Here is a 14659-nt window from a genome sequence, read left to right on the forward strand (position 1 = left end):
CCGCTGCCACCGCCCATGCCGCCGCCCAGTTTGCTCAGGAGGGAGGCGTAGAGGTTGCGGCCGTCGTCCTTCTGGTTGAGGAGCTGCATCTGCTGCTCCTGCAACTGGTTCTCCTTGTAGGTGCCGTACATGTTCTTCATGGCGTCGTTGATGCCGCTGAGGGCACCACCCACGCCGGTGTCCGTCGTCTTGCCGGAGGGCTGACGCAGGGCCTGGGCCTGGGCCAACTGCTTCTCCAGCATGGCGGAGCGCTCGTCGAGGGTGCCCATGCCGAAGAGTTGCTGCTGCTCCTCGGGGGAGAGGGCGGAGATGAAGGCGAAGGCGTCGTTCGGGTTGTAGGGGTTCACAGGCGCTCCGGGGCGAGAGAGGGGTGGACTCGGAGCAGCCCGTCAGGGCCCTCCGCAACGAGGTCAGGCCGCTCGGCGGCGACGTCCTGGGCGATGACGCCGCGGTACCGCACGCCGGGCTCGGCGGCGTACTCGAAGGTGGCGACGGGCACGCCCGGCAGCGCCTCCTCGGAGAGGCGCTCGACGTTGGCTTTCACGCGCTCGTCGGACATGGCCATGCTGCCAATCGTGCCGACGAGGTTCATGGCCTGGTTGAACATCTCCGAGTCCGCCTTGTTGCGCGCCTGCCACCACCCGAGGTTGGCGCCGTCCTGGGCGATGGCTGCGTTGAGGTACTGCGGGGACTGGTATCCGCCGCCGCCGTTGAACCCGGGGAGGGCGAGGAGGCTCTGCATGGAGCCCATCTCCTCCATCGGCATTCCACGCGCCCTCAGCGCCTCGGCCAGCGCCGTCTGGCGGGCCGCCATGTCGCCGCTGAAGCGCGCCTGCGCTCCGGAGAGGTTGTTGCGGAACACCGAGTCACCAGCGGACGTCCCCTGGCCGATGGCGGAGTTCATCGCGGACGTGTACGCGTCGTTGCGCTCGCGGCCCAGCGTCCCCATCTGCTGGTTGTAGGCTTCGCTGCCTTCGGTGAGCCCCTGGTTGAGGAGCCGCGTGCGCATGGCGTCCTCACGCTGCTGCCACTGCGGATCCAACCGGGAGCTGGCCTGCCCGTACGCGGCGTCGATGGCCTGCTGCCGGGCGGCTTCGCCGCTGCCGATGTCCCCGAATTGCGGCACGTCGCCAAACTGCCCCCAGTCGAAGGGCTGGGCCATGTTGGCGGCGGCCTGCTTCTGGAGCGCGTTGGAGGTGTCCCCGAGGGCGCCGTTGTAGCCCGTCTGCATCGCCCACTCGCCGGACGTCGGGTCCTGCGTCCATTTCTGGTAGGCGTAGGGCGTGGAGATGTCGGGCCGGTTCGCGGACGTCTGCCAGTTGGCCGCCTGCTGGGACGCCTTGCTCTCCTTCTCCGCCGCGCCCGAGTAGTTCCCTGGATTCGGTGCCACCTTGCCCATTACGCAGCCTCCTTCTTCAGCCAGCGGCAGTCCTCGCGCCGCATTTCCCACACCACGAGGTCAACGCCCTTCGCCCACCCGCCCTGGACGCGGTGGGCCTCGCGGAAGCCGACGCGCTCCACGAAGGCCATGCTGCGCGCGTTGGACGCGACGATGACGCCCAGGATGATTTCCCGCCCGGCCTGGACGAAGGGGTACTCGAAAGCCGGACGCAGCAGCGCGCGCCAGACGGACGGGGACTCCACGGCCATGTGCGCGGACACGGCAGACTCCGTCCAGCTGTCGTAGGCCACCATGCCGCGGATGGTGCCGTCCGCGTCCACCGCCTCAATGGCACTCGCATTCCGGGTGAGGACGCAGCCAGTGCGCCCCTCCAGCCATGCGAAGTGCGCGGGCGGCGCGGCGCGGACGGAGTACCTCACAGCAGGCCGCCCACCGTGAAGAAGACATCGATTCCAACCAGTACCGTCCGGGTGATGGCCGTCCCGCGCATGGCGATGGCGACGTCCCCGCCGAGTCCGGTGGTGCCGGTGACATTCTGCGTGGCCTGGTAGTCCCCGGCCCACACCGCGGAGTCCCACGTGCCGACGTCCCAGAGGCTGCCGGTGTTGGCCGCCTGGGAGACGGAGGCCAGCTCCGTGAAGTCGTACCGGTAGCGCGCCTGGGCGTTGTAGGAGGGCGCGGAGCCTTCCGTCAGGAAGGTGGGGCGCACCATCTGCACCTGCTTCATGCTGGCGCTGCCGAGGTTCTGGAAGGACGTCAGCAGCGCCCACTGGACGGCGGTGTAGCTGTTCGGATCCGCCAGGGTACGGCCATCCACGTAGCCGTCGTTGATGCCCACCTTCCCGTCGACGGTGCCGTAGTACAGCTTCCCGCTCAGCACGCAGGACGAGTAGATGGGCAAGTCGCGGTACCGACTCCAGCTGCGCGGCGCCAGGGCCATGACGAGCTGCTCGGTGGCCTGCCCGTCCTCGGTGGGCACCATCACCAGCAGCGTCGCGTCCTCCGGGTGAAGGCGCATGGCCCACCCCTTCTTGGCGGCCTTGCCCTGCATGGCGTTGTTGAAGAGGCTCGCCACCTTCGCCGTCGGAAGCTGGCTGCTCGCCACCTCGCTGTTGGCACCCACCACCAGTTGAGAAATGGGCTGCAGGCCAAAGCGCGTCAGCAGCCAGCAGTCCCCGCCCACGCTCGCCGCCAAGTCTCGGCCCGCCGGCGGCGCCCCCACCTGCCAGACGCCGCGGAGCGCGAAGTCGGAGGCCGGGTCCGTCCCCTGCCAGATGACGACGTCTCCGCCGTTGCTGATGCCGACGAGGCTGTCATCCATCCCGGAGCCACCGTCGTACGTCCAGCTGTACAGGCCCACCAGCGGGCCGCCAGCGCGGAACTGCCGGCCCATACTGAGGCTGGTGGCCGTGCCGTAGATGGCGCCCGTCGCGAGGTACCAGGCGTTGCCGGTGTCCCGCTCCACGAACCAGACGCGGTTCTTGAAGACGTGCACATGCACGAGGTTGCTCGGGTTGACGCCGCCCACCTCGGACGGGCCCGCGCCGAAGGCGATGGCCGTCCACGTCCCGGACGACTCCGAGTACACGTGGTAGCCGTTCACCTCGTCGCAGTAGAGGAGGTAGTGCCCGCCAGCGGCCACCATGACGGTGGAGTACCCGTAGCCGGCGTCCCCGGTGGTGACGGGGAAGGCCAGCGCCTGCGTCGGGGAGGTGCTGGAGGAGGTGACGTCCCAAATGCCGGTGGAAGTGACGGCGAACACCCGGTTGCTGGCACCGTTGGCCGCGCTCCCCGTGAAGGCGTGCAGGCTGCGCACGAAGTTGTCGGCTGAGCCCGTGAGGCCGGTGCACCACTCGCGCCAGCCGAGGCGGCTTCGCAGGCCCTGCTCCGCGGGCACCAGGTTGAAGAGGCGCACGCAGTCCGACGGTGGCATGGCGCTGCCGGCCGAGATGCTATTGAGGCCGCCCATGGGCACCGGCATCGGCAGCGCCTGTACCGTCTGTGGCGCCGGCGGGCGCCGCCGCCGGGGCATCACGTGCCGAACCCCGTGTCGGGCGTGTTGACGCCGTTGAGGAGCCGCTCCGGGCCCACGCGGCAGCCATTGAGGCTCAGCACCGGCGCGGCGCCGTCGCCACCCTGCGCGCGCGCCAGGGCTTTCTCGAAGTCCTCCTGGGCCGCCGTGGAGTCGAAGCCCTTCGCGCGCTTGAAGGCGAGCTTCACCGCGCAGACGAGGAGGCGCCTGTCGAAGTAGAGGACGTCGTTGCCGTCGGTGGGGGTGTCCGTCGTGGGGGACGTCTGGTCAAAGGGGCGCACCCAGTAGCGCGAGACGTACTCGTACGCCAGGCTCTGCGCCGAGATGGGCACCGGCATGAGGCTCAGTTGGTCACCGACGATGCGAAACCACAGGCCGACGGCCCCGGTGCTGACGAGGGCCTTCAGCACCTGCCAGCCCTGCGCCGCCAGCGGGCCCTGCAGTGGGATGAGGCTGTTCCGATTCCACCCCGTCTGGTCGATGAGCCTGTCGTAGTCGGGGGGCAGCGCGTAGCTGCCCGTGCTGGCGACGGTGTTGAAGGAGTACTCCTTCTGGAGGTGCGTCCAGGCGTAGTCGCGCGCCAGGTCCTGCCCGGCGCTCTTCAGCAGCCGGCACAGCTGCGTCATGTTGGAGTCGACGGAGTCGTATGGGTCCGCCAAGTCGGCGGGGATGAGCCCCAATTCCACCGCTGCGTCGTTGAGGACGCTCGCTGCGTTGTCCCAGGCCACGCGCTACCCCTTCCTCTTGGGCTTCGAGGTGGTGGTGGGGGCGGGCGCGGACTCACCGGCGGACGCCTCCCCGACGGGCTGCGACGCCGCAGACTTCTCGGCGAGGTAGACGGCGTACTCCTCCGGCCAGCTCGCCTTGTCCGCATCCGTCGCCGGGCGGCTGACGACGTCCTTGCCGTCGCGCTCGGTGTGGATGTCCACGAAGTCCCGCCCGTCGTGCTGCCTGAAGCTCACCTTCATGCCGTCCTCCCTACTTCTTCGAGGCCTTCTCCAGCCTCGTGATTGCCTCGCGCGCCTCGGCGAGCTGCCGCTTCAGCACGTCCATCTCGTTGTCCTTCGCCTTGAGGTCCTCGCGCAGCTTCTCCAGCGGCGCGTTGCCGGCGGCCAGCGCGACGTACGCCTGCGCCTTCTCGACGAGGATGCGCACCGGGCCAATCCGCTGAATCGACTCGTCGGTGAGCTCGGCGAGGTGCTCCACCGTGTACACCTTGAAGTGCGCGAGGTTCTCCACCTGCGCGCGGGTGATGACGGGCCAGTCCCTCAGTCGCGTGCCCACCAGGGCCTCGGACTCGCCCGCCTTGAAGGCGGCGTACTGCGCGGCGAAGCGCTGCCTGTCCTGGGGGTTGGCCTTGCGGTGCACCACGTTCTTGTTGTCGCCGGGGACGATGATGCGGACGTACTCGACGTCGCGGTGGATGGGCCGCCCCTTCTCGCGCGACTCGTCCTCGTCCAACTCCGCCTCCATGTTGAAGGTGACGAAGAGCTTCTCCGCGCCCTGGGCGCCACGCCCCTGCTGGTGCATCACCTCCGCCGCCTGCGTGAAGCTTTCGGTGCTGAAGTTCATGTGCCGTCTCCTCTGGGTGTGCTGGGTGAAGACGGGCGGCGGCCAGCCACCCAGAGAACTGGCCGCCGCCCGGTGCTGCTCAGCCGCTTCAGCCGTTGCCGTTGAGGGCGGGGCGCGACAACTGGAGGACGGCGAGGCCCGCGGAGGGCGTGCCATCCGCCGTCTTGAAGCGGGCGCCGTCCACCTTGTCGGTGGCCACCACGGCGTCATCGACGGTGCCGGCCGTGGCCGTCACGTAGACGCTCGCGGCCGCAACGGCCGCCGCCGACTTCGTGACGGCAGCGCCGCTCACCTGGTACCAGCCGTACTGGTTGGCCACGTTGGCGGACATCGCGACGGCCACGGGGCCGCGACTGCCGGCGACGGTGCGCGTGGTGGTGCCGGCGCGCTGGTCGTAGATGACGACGTCACCCACGGCCGTGGACGCCACGCCCTTGAGGTAGATGAACTCCCCCTCGCCGTTCGTCGAGTCCTGCGCGGTGATGATGGTGCCCAGCGGCGCATTCTGCGTCGTGGACGTGTCGGTGATGCCCTGGGGGATGATGCGGCTTTCGGTGCTCTGGTAGGCCATGTGCTGGTGTCCTCTTTCGTTCCTGGAAGCGAAGCGGGGCGCGACTGCACCCCGCGCTCGTCACTCGGCGATGAGGCGGCCCTGGAACTGGGCGCCGCTGCAGGTGAGGTTGCCGGCCCAGGCCAGAATCTGCGCCGAGGCGTCCTGGTTGAAGGACGTCCGGCGGCCCGGCTCCAACGGCACCATGTTCCGGTCCTTGTGCGGCCGGTAGTGCAGGTAGGACGTGTTGAGGAAGTACATGGTGTTGGTGCCGGCGAAGCCGCCAATGCCACCGTCCAGCACCACGTCCACGTTGAGGAACTTCACCGACGTGAAGCCCAGGCTCGCCGTGCTGGTGTCGGTGAAGCGCTGGAAGGCCTGGAGGCTGGCCATGTACGTCGCCCACGCCGCGTTGCCCGCGACGATGAGGTCCGGCTGATCGCTGCCGCGCACGAGGCTGCTCCACAGCGTGTTCATCGCGGGCTGGATGGTGTCCTTTGTCGCCAGCGCGGGCATGTCCACCACCTGGGGCCGCCAGAAGGCCCAGACGGCCCGGTCGATGCCGCCGTACGTGCCCGTGGTGGGCGTCACCGGAACCGCGGCATCAAGGCCGGTGAGCTGCTTGCCTCCGAAGCCGGTGCCGTCCGAGTAGAGCCCCTGGGCGACGGCATTGGCCATGGTGGACTCGGCCACCTTCAGGCGCGCCTCCATCAGGTCGATGATGGCCTCCTTGCCCGAGTTCTGGAGCTGCTCCAGGCCGCTGATGACGACGGGCACGGCGTACTGCTTGTAGGAGTACTCCGCCGAGGAGAGGACGTCCTGCGGCGCCATCGGCAGCACGTCGTACCCGCTGTACCAGCCGCCGTTCCCATTCTCGGCGAAGGACAACTCCTCGAGGATGGTGCGCCCACCGCTGACGGTGCGCTGGTTGCCGCGCTTCTTCAGCCAGGTGAGGAGCGCGTTGTTCTTCGTGACGTTGTCGGCGATGCGGCCGGAGCGCGACTCCAGCGTGGTGGTGATGATTTCCGAAAGGTTGGGGGTGGCCACGAGTGGGCCTCGCTTCGTGAGGTGTCCTTGCTCGCTGACTTCTGCGCGTGGACGGCGTCGCCGTTCGCTCACGCCCCGCAGCGAATAGGGGCCTTCAGGAAGCGAGTGGGCCGCAAGGGCTCTCGCTGACTTCGGGTGCTGCTACTGCTGCTACTGCTACCGGCCGGACGCGCTCGCCCAGGCCGTTTCCAGTGCCCCACGCACCGAGTCGTCCTTCGGCGCCGGACTGGCCGCTGGAGTCGTCCTGATGGAGGAGGTTGCGTCGCGGGCTCGCTGCGTGGACGCCTGGGCGGCGTTCGCCTGCTGGGCCTGCTCTCGCTGCTTGAGCACCTTCGAGACATCCGGGTGCGCCAACACGGCACGATTGTATGCGTCCTTCAGGGTGAGGGCAACGCCGCGCTTCGCGGCCAACTCCATCATGTCCGCGACGTCGTCGCGCACGTCGTCCATGAACTCGGCCTCGCCGCTGGCAAGGAATGCCTCCGTCTCCTGCTGCGCGCGAGCACCCATCGTCGAGCGGTGTTGCTGCTGCATGCCCTGAATCACCTCCTGCCGGATGCGGCTGGCCATGGCCTCCGGATCCACGGGCTGCTGCTGCGCCTGCTGCCCGGGCGGCGGCGCGTGGCCCGCCAGGGCCGCGTCCAGGTCCTCGATGGAGATGCCGTACGTCTTGACGATGTTGGCGACGAGCTGCGCCTTGTGCGCGGGCGGTGCCGTTCGCAGGGCGGCGGCCGTCTGGAGGAGGGTGCCCACGGCCTTGAAGGGGTCGCCTCCCTCGGCCTGAATCATCCCCGCGAAGGGGCTCACCACGCGCTGGAAGCCCTCGGCCAGCTTCCGGTGCTGGGCGGACTCCTGGTACGCGACGGCCATCTCCCGCTCGCGGCGGGTGATGTCCTGCTGCACCTCGGCCGGGAGCGCCGCCCACTTCTCACGGGCCGCAGGACGCCAGGACTGAGGAGCCTTCGGCGGGGGGATGGCGCTGGGCTTCGGCGCTTCGGACGTGGCTGGCGTCGCGGGCGGCGCTGCCGACGATGCATCTCCTTGCCCGCCTTCGCTGGGGGCAGGCGTCGTCGTGCTCGTCGGGCGCGCTGCGTCCACCGCGGCGGTGCTCTGGGCACCAGCAGGCGTTGTGGTGCTGGTGGGCGCCGCCGCCTGGGGTTGCGACGCGGGCGGCGTCACCGGAGCCGCGACGGCGGCCGGGGGCGTGCTGGCGCTCGAGGTGCCGCCCACCTTGTCGAATGCGCTGCTCAGCGAGTCGCGGATGCTGTCGTCGCTCATCGTCCTCTCCTGCCTTCCATGGCGCGGGCAACCGCCTCGCGCCGTGCCTGGGTGTCGTGCTTGCTGTCGGCGTCGTAGAAACGGGCGCGCTCCTTCGTCGCCGCCTCCAAGGTGCCGGTGAAGTCGCTGGTGTCCGCGAGGTTGTGCGCGCGCATGTAGTCGCGGCGCTTCGTGCGGCTGCTGATGTCCGTGCCGTCCTGGGCCTGGGCCCCTTCCATGAAGCGGTCAGTGAAGAGGGGCGCGCGAGCTTCGACGGACTGGTAGTCCGCGCTCACCTCGTGGGACTCCACCTGGCCCGTCTCCGGGTTGGTGCGGTAGACGAAGCGACGCCTCATGTCAGTCCTCCATCGGGCCGCCCGACGACGCGGTTGGCCTGGGCGATGGCCGCCTTGCCGGCTGCCTCGCGCGTGTTCCACTCCGCCTGCGTGCGCTCCTTCTGCGCGTTGGCCTGCACCTCGGCCTGTGTGCGCGTCAGGTCCGCCTCCAGCTCGGCCTGCACCTTCTGGATCTCCTGCTGCCCCTTCAACTGTTGGGCGAGCAGCTTTGGATCCGGAGGAGGCGGCTTCCCAGGCTGGCCCTGCGCCTGCTTCGCGGCCTGTTCGGCGGCGGTGATGGCCCTGTCGAGCACGCCCTCGATGCCGGAGGCGCCGCGCAGGCCGGAGACGCTCCACTTGAGCATCTGCATGAGGAAGGGGGCGCTGCCGGGCACCTGCTGCGCCAGCGGGCCCATCGCCTGGAGGAAGGTGGAGATGCCCGTCAGCAGCTCCATCCGCTCCGACTTGAGGGCCGCGAAATCCGTGAGGGAAACGGCCTCCGGCTTCACCTCGACGCGGTACATGGCCAGCCGCTCCTGGAGCAGCTGCGCGGCCTGGGGCGCCACGGCGGCGTCGAAGCTGTGCTCGGCATTCGCCTGCGTGAGGATGGACTGGACGTCGTACAGCTTGCCGATGAGCTGCGCCTTCAGCCGTTGGATTTCCGACGCGAAGCGGGCCACCTCATCCTGGAGCTTCTGGAGGCGGACGCTCCCGAAGCGGGCCTTGATGCCCTGGGCGGCCGCCGTCTCGCGCGGGTCGCTCGCGCCGCGCATGATGTCGGCCATTCCCGTCACCTGGTACAGCGCGTCCTGCGCCTCACGGACGCGCCCGCTCAGCGCGGTGATGGCGCTCACCACCTGCTCCAGCGGCAGCCAGTCGATGACGCCGCGGACACCGCCCTTCTCAGCGAAGGCCGCCCAGTTGTCGATGGGGATGAGGGTGTTGGATGCGGCGCCGTTGACGAGCCGCCCAACGTCCGTGCCGGCCGACTTGTCGTAGACGCCTGCCACCCGGATGGCGTCCTCCAGCAGCTTGATTCGGGTGCAGAGGTTGTCGATTTGGTTGTAGAGGTCCTGCGCCAGCACGAAGTCCGGACGGGGCACCACCTTGTCCGTCGTCATGTTGGCCAGCATGGGCCGGGGACAGGGGAAGAAGCCGTCCAGGCCGTAGGTGTCCGCCTTCGTGTCCAGGACGGTGGCGAAGCCCTCGACGTACCAGTGCACCTGGCGCGTCTCCTTGTCCCAGATTTCCCACACCTCCACCGTGTCCCCCGGCTGCGCCTTCTTGTCGGCGTCGTCGGTGGGACGCCCCATCTTCGGCATGCTGCCCCAGAGGCTCTTGCCGTCGGCCGTCTTGAAGCGCGCGTCGAACTTGCGCTGCTGCATCTCCGCGCGGAAGGCGAGCCAGGGCACCTCATGCCAGACGCGCGCGTGGCCCCACAGGACGTCCTGCCAGTGGCAGTAGTCCGTCTCGACGCACTCGGACACCTTCCGGTCCGGAGGTTGAACGGCCGGCGCCAGCTCGGCACCCGTCGCCTCGTCCAGGATGGGGGGCGTCTGCGGAGGCGTCTCGAACTCCGCCACGTACCGCACCCGAGCGAGGCCGAAGCCCGGCAGGAGACGGTCCAGGAGGGCGTACTCCAGCGCCTGGGCGAAGGTGTCCGAGTCCTTCTCGATGTCGCTGTTGAGGATGCGCTCCAGCATGTCCGCCGCGACGCGGGCCACGTCGTCGTTGGCGTCCGCGAAGCGGCGGCTGACGCTCACCCGGGGCACCTGCCCGTAGAGGGTTGCCACCTGCGTCTGGACGTTGGAGGTGAAGAGGTTCCACCGCGTGTCGCCGTCCTTGTCGGCCTCGCGCTCGTCGCGGAAGCGCTTCACGATGCGGCGGCCCTGCTCATGCCACTTCGAGAGCGTCTCGCGGGCGGTGCTCAGCTCCGTTGCCCAGCGCTGGGCCCAGCCCTGCGGCGTGTCCTGGACGTCCGCCTCCTGTACGATGGGCTCGTTCACCGAGTGCCCTCGCTTGGAGCAGGCTTGGACCTCAGATCGTGGATGGACTCGGTCATTTCGCGGAATGCAGCAGCCCTCCCGCTCAGGCGTTCGACGTTGTCCCAGCCGTGCCCCTGCGCCATCCGGACCGAATTGTCACCGCGCGCCGCGAAATCAGCGACGAGGAGTTCAGCCTCCTCCAGCGCAGCGTCGCGAACGAGCCGCTCAGTTTCGAGGCGCGCGCGGACGTCCTCCGTCCACAGCTGCTCGCTGGCCGTTGAGCGAAAGCGCCGGATGACGCCCATCGCCTGGAGGCGCGTATCTGCGGCCCGGCCGCTCAGCGCCGCGTCCACCGCACGCTCAATGGCATCCACCAGTGCGTCACGCTCGGACAGCGCAGGACTGGGTGCGTACACCGGCGTCTTGTTCATATGCGGCTCCCTCCGCGCGAGGGCGCGGCGTCCCAGGGGTTGTCCATCACGAAGGCGGCGGGCCCTGTCACCAGCGGGGCAGGGCGCTTCGGCTCGCTGACCGGTGCCATCAGCGCCTGCGCCACCGGCACGAAGCACGCCAGGTAGCGGAAGGCGTCCGCGTCGTGGCTGGCCCAGTCGTGCAGCGGCTCCCGCGAGTACGTCTGCAGGGCCTCGCTGTACTGGTAGCGATAGTTCCGCAGCGCCTCAAGGCCGCTCTCCAACCCGGGTTCCGGCGAGACGTCGCAGCGCACGTGGAATCGGATGTCGCCCTCCAGCAGCTTACGCCCGGCGGCGATGCCGTCCGCCACGTCCAGCTCCGGCCCGATGGTGACGGCACCGGCCCCGTATTTCTCCACCACCTGCTCAAGCACCGACTTCCGCGTGACGAGCGTCTTCGCCCGCGCGTCGTGCGGCAGCACGTGCTTCCGGTACGTGTAGCCACGAGCTGCTGCGCGCTCTTCCAGCACGCTGAAGTAGTGCGTCAGCGTCTCGCCGTTGTTGCGGTAGTGGTCGACGACGTCGACGCCCCCCTCACGCAGCCGGGCGAACCAGATAGACGTGCTGTCCGAGCGGCCCAGGTCCCAGACGGTGAAGATCCCAGACGAATCGTGGGCGAAGTCCAGGATGGCACCGCGGGCTTCCACAGCAGCCAAGAGCGCCCCGTAGATGCTGCCCTTGTCGTGGCTCGGGTACTTGCTGTCGATGTACTCGGCCACCCACTCCGCGTCCTTACCGGCCACCTGCCGCGTGTAGTAGCCGTCCGGCAGGTTCTCCAGGTTCTCCGCGTTGGGGGTGCGCCCCCCGGGCTGCTCGTACAACTCGTAGCCCTCCGGCAGCGCCTTCGTGAAGAGCTTGTAGCCCCAGTGCCCGGTGTGCCACGGGTTGGTGTCCATCCACACGCCGAACCACGTGGCGCCGCCCTGGGCCTTGCTGGGGAAGCGGCCCACGCGGCTGCACAGCACGTCCAGAATCGCCTTCGGCACCTGGCGGGCCTCGTTGACGTAGGCACCCGTCAACTCCAGCGAGAGGAGCTTCTTCACGTGCTCCGGCTTGTCCAGTGCGCGGAACAGCACCTCGCAGTACATGCGCGTGCCGTCCTTCAACGGCATGTCGATGGTGAAGGTGAAGTCCGCTTCGTGCCACGTACCGACGGCGTCCGGCACCCACTGCTCGAATGTCTTCCGCGTGGTGTCCTTCAACTCGCGGTAGGTGTTGCGGATGATGGCGAAGCGCGTGCGGCGCACCTTGTCCGGGCCCGCCGCCTGCTCCGCCGCCCGGCGCACCACCTCCACCACCGCGGCGGAGGACTTCCCGCTGCCCACGGGGCCCACGCAGCACCGTACGAAGGCGTTGCTGCGCAGGAAGCGCGCGAGCGTCGGCGGTGCGCGGTAGGCGATGGCGTTCATGCGCCCAGCGCCTCGCAGTAGTCCCTGAGCGCCTCGGCGTCCGCGAGGGCGTTGTGGGGAAGGCGGCTCGCGCTGGCCGTGTTGAAGCCGGCCAGACGGCGGTACTCCATGTCGAAGTCCGGGCTCGGCACCATCTGCCCCGGTCCGGTGATGAGGAGGGCGAGCAGGTGCTCGAAGTCGGTGGGCCAGTCGGCCACGATGGCGATGGGGCCGCTCGTCTCCGCGAGGAAGAAGGACAGGTCGAGTGCCGCCCGGGCGCGCGGTACCGGTGCCTCACCGAGAAACGGCACGACGTGCTGCTTCACCCATGCGTCGAGCGGTGCCCGCCACTCCACAACGCGGTAGAAGCACGGCAGCGTCGGATCCTCCGGCACGAGCGCCAGCGACATCAACTCGCCGCCGAATCCGTTGAATTCCGTGTCGAGGTAGTAGCGCATCACTTCCCGGCCCCCAGGTCGATGGTGATGCTCAGCGCCTGCCCGTCCGGGCCACTGTGTTCCAGCTTCTGCGCCAGCGGGCCGCACACCTCTTCGCGGATGATGGTGGCCGCCTTCAGGACGTGTCCGGCCTGCTGGAAGCCCACGCGCTCCTCCAGCACGTCCACCACGCGCTGAAAGGCCCTGTCCGCGAGCGCCTTGGCGGCCGGCTCCGCGCTGGCGGGCACACGCAGGCTCACCGCCTCGACGGCCTGGACGGCGCCGTAGGGGAGCGCGTTGCGAGTGCCCTTCGGACGGCCGGCACCCGGGCGGGCTCCGCCGGGTGGCTTCCTTCCTGTGGCGCGGTGCTTCCTGGGTGAATCCGACACCTTGCCCCTGCCCTGTGAGTTTCAACCGCCCACAGGTTGAGGCCGTGTGTGGACTTCGTACGCTTGCCGTCTTTCCTTCACCGCTTCCCTCTACGCCGCGGGTCCGTGGGCTTGTCGGCGAAGACGTACCGACGGGCAGCGACGCGGACACGCAGCCACGCTCGCTCCCACACCACCTTGTCGCTGGCGTCCACCTCCACGAGGTCGAAGATGGCCTCCATCAGCACCCGCTTCGGGCCCTGGCCCCATGCCCGCTTCTCCCCCACGACGGCCTTCCGTTGCCGCTGCCGCAGGTGCCCCCAGCAGAGGCCGGAGCGCCGGGCCGGGTCCTGGCAGTCTTCAACGATGCAGGTGATGCTCGGTCCAGGGCAGGTCATGGGCGCACCTCGCCGCGGACTTCCGCTGCCCAGCGCTCGAAGACGACCTGGACGCGAGCGACGCGCTGGTCCACCGCCTGGCGGGAGATGCCCAGAGGGCCCGCCAGCGACTCCAGCGTGGCACCCTCCAGCGTGCGCGCCACCCAGAGTCCGACGGACTCCTTCGCCACACGGCGCTTCGCTGCGGTGGGCTTCCACCCGGCGAGGCGGCGGGCCACCTCCGACTTGGCGCGGACCATGAGCCTGCCGGCGTCGAGGGCCTCGGCAACGTCGACGCGGGGGGCTTCGAGGAAATCGAGGAAGGCGCTGCTGTCGCTCTCGTCCGGCAGCAGCTTCGCGTCCAGGCTCACCACGCCGTAGGCACCGACGCCGTGCGCTCGCTGCGAGCGGTGAACCGTCTGGGCCCCATGACAGGCGAAGATGCGCACCTCCTGGCGCACCCAGAGGCGAAGGCACCACGGGAAGCGGCCCCGGGTGGGCTCCCAAACGCGGGCGGCCTTCACGATGGCGATGCCGGCGAGTCCTTCCGCCTCGTCCTCATGGTGCGCAAACCCTCGGTGATTCAGGGACTGGAGCGTCAGCTTCACCGCGAGGGGCAGCCACTTCGCGCAGAGCGCGCGCTGCTCAGCGGTGAGAGGGTGGTTGGGCCTGGGACATGTCATGGCGCGGGCGCTCCGAAGGGCAGGCGGTCCGCGCCCGTCTGGGGTTGGCGGACGTCGCGGGTGACGGCGTAGACGCGGTCCCCAAAGCGCTCCGCCAGGGCTGCGAGGGACACGCCGTCCTGGTACTCGCGGAGGATGATGGCGTCCTTCCGGGCGTCGGCCTGGGCGGGCGTCATGCCAAAGGTAGGCTCCTCCGGCCCGAGCTCGTCGGCGCCGCCACCCTCCCGGGCGTACCGGGGCAGCTTCGCGGGCGCCTTCTGCGATTCCACCCACAGGGCCAGCACCTCGCGCAGGACGAAGCTCCGGCTGACGCCGCGGAGCTTGGCTTCGGCCACGACGGCCTCGGCGTGCTCCCTCGGCGCCGTGAAGTCGCCGACGTAGACGTTGACGCTGTACTCGCGGACGGGCCCGCTCCAGTTTCCAGGGTCTTTTTTCTGCCGCTCGTAGTGGGCATTGCAGAGCCCCATCCTCCGGACCGGCCGCCCACAGCCAGCCAGACGGCAGGCGTCCTTTGGCGACGCCGCTTTCTGGGTGGTGTGCACCTTCTGCCTCCGCACCAACTGCCGGATGGGGGTGTCCAACGACGCCCCCCGGCGCTCGCGCTGCTCGTGGGCCACGCACAGTCCCCGGGTACGCGCCTCCCTGTCACAACCCCGGGCGCGGCACGGTTTCCTTCCTTCGATGCAACTCACGACTCCTCCTTCGCGGGGTAGCTGGCGGGCTTCGCCAGGGACTTCCAGTCCTTCAGGTTGGGCT

At 69.4% G+C, this 14659-nt stretch carries 19 protein-coding genes; all 19 read right to left on the bottom strand.

All coding sequences use genetic code 11. From position 1 onward, the window contains the following. Positions 1 to 347 (bottom strand): hypothetical protein (locus tag D7X74_RS30390; protein ID WP_120536511.1); only part of this gene is annotated, 347 nt, incomplete at its 3' end. Beyond that, positions 344 to 1399, bottom strand: coding sequence for a tail fiber domain-containing protein (locus D7X74_RS30395; protein ID WP_120536512.1), 1056 nt, complete (start codon positions 1397 to 1399; stop codon positions 344 to 346). The genes D7X74_RS30390 and D7X74_RS30395, both read right to left, overlap by 4 nt. Beyond that, the gene (locus D7X74_RS30400; protein WP_120536513.1) at positions 1399 to 1821 is read right to left on the bottom strand and encodes a hypothetical protein; all 423 of its coding nucleotides are present in this window, start codon (positions 1819 to 1821) and stop codon (positions 1399 to 1401) included. The genes D7X74_RS30395 and D7X74_RS30400 overlap by 1 nt, the downstream gene beginning before the upstream one ends. Beyond that, positions 1818 to 3383 carry a hypothetical protein gene (locus D7X74_RS30405; RefSeq protein ID WP_199741923.1) on the bottom strand — a complete coding sequence of 522 codons (1566 nt, stop codon included), beginning with the start codon at positions 3381 to 3383 and terminating at the stop codon, positions 1818 to 1820. Before D7X74_RS30405 ends, D7X74_RS30400 begins: the two co-directional genes overlap by 4 nt. A 50-nt stretch (positions 3384 to 3433) precedes the next feature. Beyond that, positions 3434 to 4162 (bottom strand): hypothetical protein, encoded by a 729-nt coding sequence (locus D7X74_RS30410; protein ID WP_120536515.1) that lies wholly within the window; start codon positions 4160 to 4162, stop codon positions 3434 to 3436. Between the two features lie 3 nt (positions 4163 to 4165). Beyond that, entirely contained in the window at positions 4166 to 4402 is a 237-nt protein-coding gene (locus D7X74_RS30415; protein ID WP_120536516.1) for a hypothetical protein, read from the bottom strand. A 10-nt stretch (positions 4403 to 4412) separates the two neighbouring features. Beyond that, entirely contained in the window at positions 4413 to 5006 is a 594-nt protein-coding gene (locus tag D7X74_RS30420) for a hypothetical protein (protein ID WP_120536517.1), read from the bottom strand. Positions 5007 to 5094: 88 nt separating this feature from the next. Next, on the bottom strand, positions 5095 to 5577 hold the full coding sequence (locus D7X74_RS30425; RefSeq protein ID WP_120536518.1) for a hypothetical protein: 483 nt from the start codon (positions 5575 to 5577) through the stop codon (positions 5095 to 5097). A 60-nt stretch (positions 5578 to 5637) separates the two neighbouring features. Beyond that, positions 5638 to 6603 carry a phage major capsid protein gene (locus tag D7X74_RS30430; protein WP_120536519.1) on the bottom strand — a complete coding sequence of 322 codons (966 nt, stop codon included), beginning with the start codon at positions 6601 to 6603 and terminating at the stop codon, positions 5638 to 5640. A 156-nt stretch (positions 6604 to 6759) separates the two neighbouring features. Beyond that, positions 6760 to 7881 carry a hypothetical protein gene (locus D7X74_RS30435; protein ID WP_120536520.1) on the bottom strand — a complete coding sequence of 374 codons (1122 nt, stop codon included), beginning with the start codon at positions 7879 to 7881 and terminating at the stop codon, positions 6760 to 6762. Further along, complete coding sequence (locus D7X74_RS30440) at positions 7878 to 8216, bottom strand: hypothetical protein (RefSeq protein ID WP_120536521.1); 339 nt, start codon at positions 8214 to 8216, stop codon at positions 7878 to 7880. Before D7X74_RS30440 ends, D7X74_RS30435 begins: the two co-directional genes overlap by 4 nt. Further along, positions 8213 to 10201, bottom strand: a complete 1989-nt coding sequence (locus tag D7X74_RS30445) for a hypothetical protein (RefSeq protein WP_199741924.1) — start codon at positions 10199 to 10201, stop codon at positions 8213 to 8215. Before D7X74_RS30445 ends, D7X74_RS30440 begins: the two co-directional genes overlap by 4 nt. Further along, positions 10198 to 10611 carry a hypothetical protein gene (locus D7X74_RS30450; protein WP_120536522.1) on the bottom strand — a complete coding sequence of 138 codons (414 nt, stop codon included), beginning with the start codon at positions 10609 to 10611 and terminating at the stop codon, positions 10198 to 10200. Before D7X74_RS30450 ends, D7X74_RS30445 begins: the two co-directional genes overlap by 4 nt. Beyond that, positions 10608 to 12059, bottom strand: coding sequence for a phage terminase large subunit (locus tag D7X74_RS30455; RefSeq protein ID WP_120536523.1), 1452 nt, complete (start codon positions 12057 to 12059; stop codon positions 10608 to 10610). Before D7X74_RS30455 ends, D7X74_RS30450 begins: the two co-directional genes overlap by 4 nt. Beyond that, the gene (locus D7X74_RS30460) at positions 12056 to 12496 is read right to left on the bottom strand and encodes a hypothetical protein (protein ID WP_120536524.1); all 441 of its coding nucleotides are present in this window, start codon (positions 12494 to 12496) and stop codon (positions 12056 to 12058) included. Before D7X74_RS30460 ends, D7X74_RS30455 begins: the two co-directional genes overlap by 4 nt. Beyond that, positions 12496 to 12735 (bottom strand): hypothetical protein, encoded by a 240-nt coding sequence (locus tag D7X74_RS30465; protein WP_199741925.1) that lies wholly within the window; start codon positions 12733 to 12735, stop codon positions 12496 to 12498. The genes D7X74_RS30460 and D7X74_RS30465 overlap by 1 nt, the downstream gene beginning before the upstream one ends. Positions 12736 to 12941: 206 nt before the next feature. Then, on the bottom strand, positions 12942 to 13241 hold the full coding sequence (locus D7X74_RS30470) for a hypothetical protein (protein WP_120536526.1): 300 nt from the start codon (positions 13239 to 13241) through the stop codon (positions 12942 to 12944). Then, positions 13238 to 13903 (bottom strand): hypothetical protein, encoded by a 666-nt coding sequence (locus tag D7X74_RS30475; protein WP_120536527.1) that lies wholly within the window; start codon positions 13901 to 13903, stop codon positions 13238 to 13240. Before D7X74_RS30475 ends, D7X74_RS30470 begins: the two co-directional genes overlap by 4 nt. Next, positions 13900 to 14520, bottom strand: coding sequence for a hypothetical protein (locus tag D7X74_RS30480; protein WP_120536528.1), 621 nt, complete (start codon positions 14518 to 14520; stop codon positions 13900 to 13902). The genes D7X74_RS30475 and D7X74_RS30480 overlap by 4 nt, the downstream gene beginning before the upstream one ends. Positions 14521 to 14659: the final 139 nt, after the last annotated feature.

The sequence above is a fragment of the Corallococcus sp. CA047B genome (assembly GCF_003612065.1).
GTDB classification, from domain to species: domain Bacteria; phylum Myxococcota; class Myxococcia; order Myxococcales; family Myxococcaceae; genus Corallococcus; species Corallococcus praedator.

Bases quoted from the DNA above. Each gene is read 5' to 3' on its own strand.
- D7X74_RS30440 (WP_120536521.1), bottom strand. From the start codon at position 8,216: ATGAGGCGTCGCTTCGTCTACCGCACCAACCCGGAGACGGGCCAGGTG.
- D7X74_RS30425 (WP_120536518.1), bottom strand. From the start codon at position 5,577: ATGGCCTACCAGAGCACCGAAAGCCGCATCATCCCCCAGGGCATCACC.
- D7X74_RS30460 (WP_120536524.1), bottom strand. From the start codon at position 12,496: ATGCGCTACTACCTCGACACGGAATTCAACGGATTCGGCGGCGAGTTG.
- D7X74_RS30420 (WP_120536517.1), bottom strand. From the start codon at position 5,006: ATGAACTTCAGCACCGAAAGCTTCACGCAGGCGGCGGAGGTGATGCAC.
- D7X74_RS30415 (WP_120536516.1), bottom strand. From the start codon at position 4,402: ATGAAGGTGAGCTTCAGGCAGCACGACGGGCGGGACTTCGTGGACATC.
- D7X74_RS30450 (WP_120536522.1), bottom strand. From the start codon at position 10,611: ATGAACAAGACGCCGGTGTACGCACCCAGTCCTGCGCTGTCCGAGCGT.
- D7X74_RS30470 (WP_120536526.1), bottom strand. From the start codon at position 13,241: ATGACCTGCCCTGGACCGAGCATCACCTGCATCGTTGAAGACTGCCAG.
- D7X74_RS30475 (WP_120536527.1), bottom strand. From the start codon at position 13,903: ATGACATGTCCCAGGCCCAACCACCCTCTCACCGCTGAGCAGCGCGCG.
- D7X74_RS30455 (WP_120536523.1), bottom strand. From the start codon at position 12,059: ATGAACGCCATCGCCTACCGCGCACCGCCGACGCTCGCGCGCTTCCTG.
- D7X74_RS30395 (WP_120536512.1), bottom strand. From the start codon at position 1,399: ATGGGCAAGGTGGCACCGAATCCAGGGAACTACTCGGGCGCGGCGGAG.
- D7X74_RS30435 (WP_120536520.1), bottom strand. From the start codon at position 7,881: ATGAGCGACGACAGCATCCGCGACTCGCTGAGCAGCGCATTCGACAAG.
- D7X74_RS30405 (WP_199741923.1), bottom strand. From the start codon at position 3,383: ATGCCGGTGCCCATGGGCGGCCTCAATAGCATCTCGGCCGGCAGCGCC.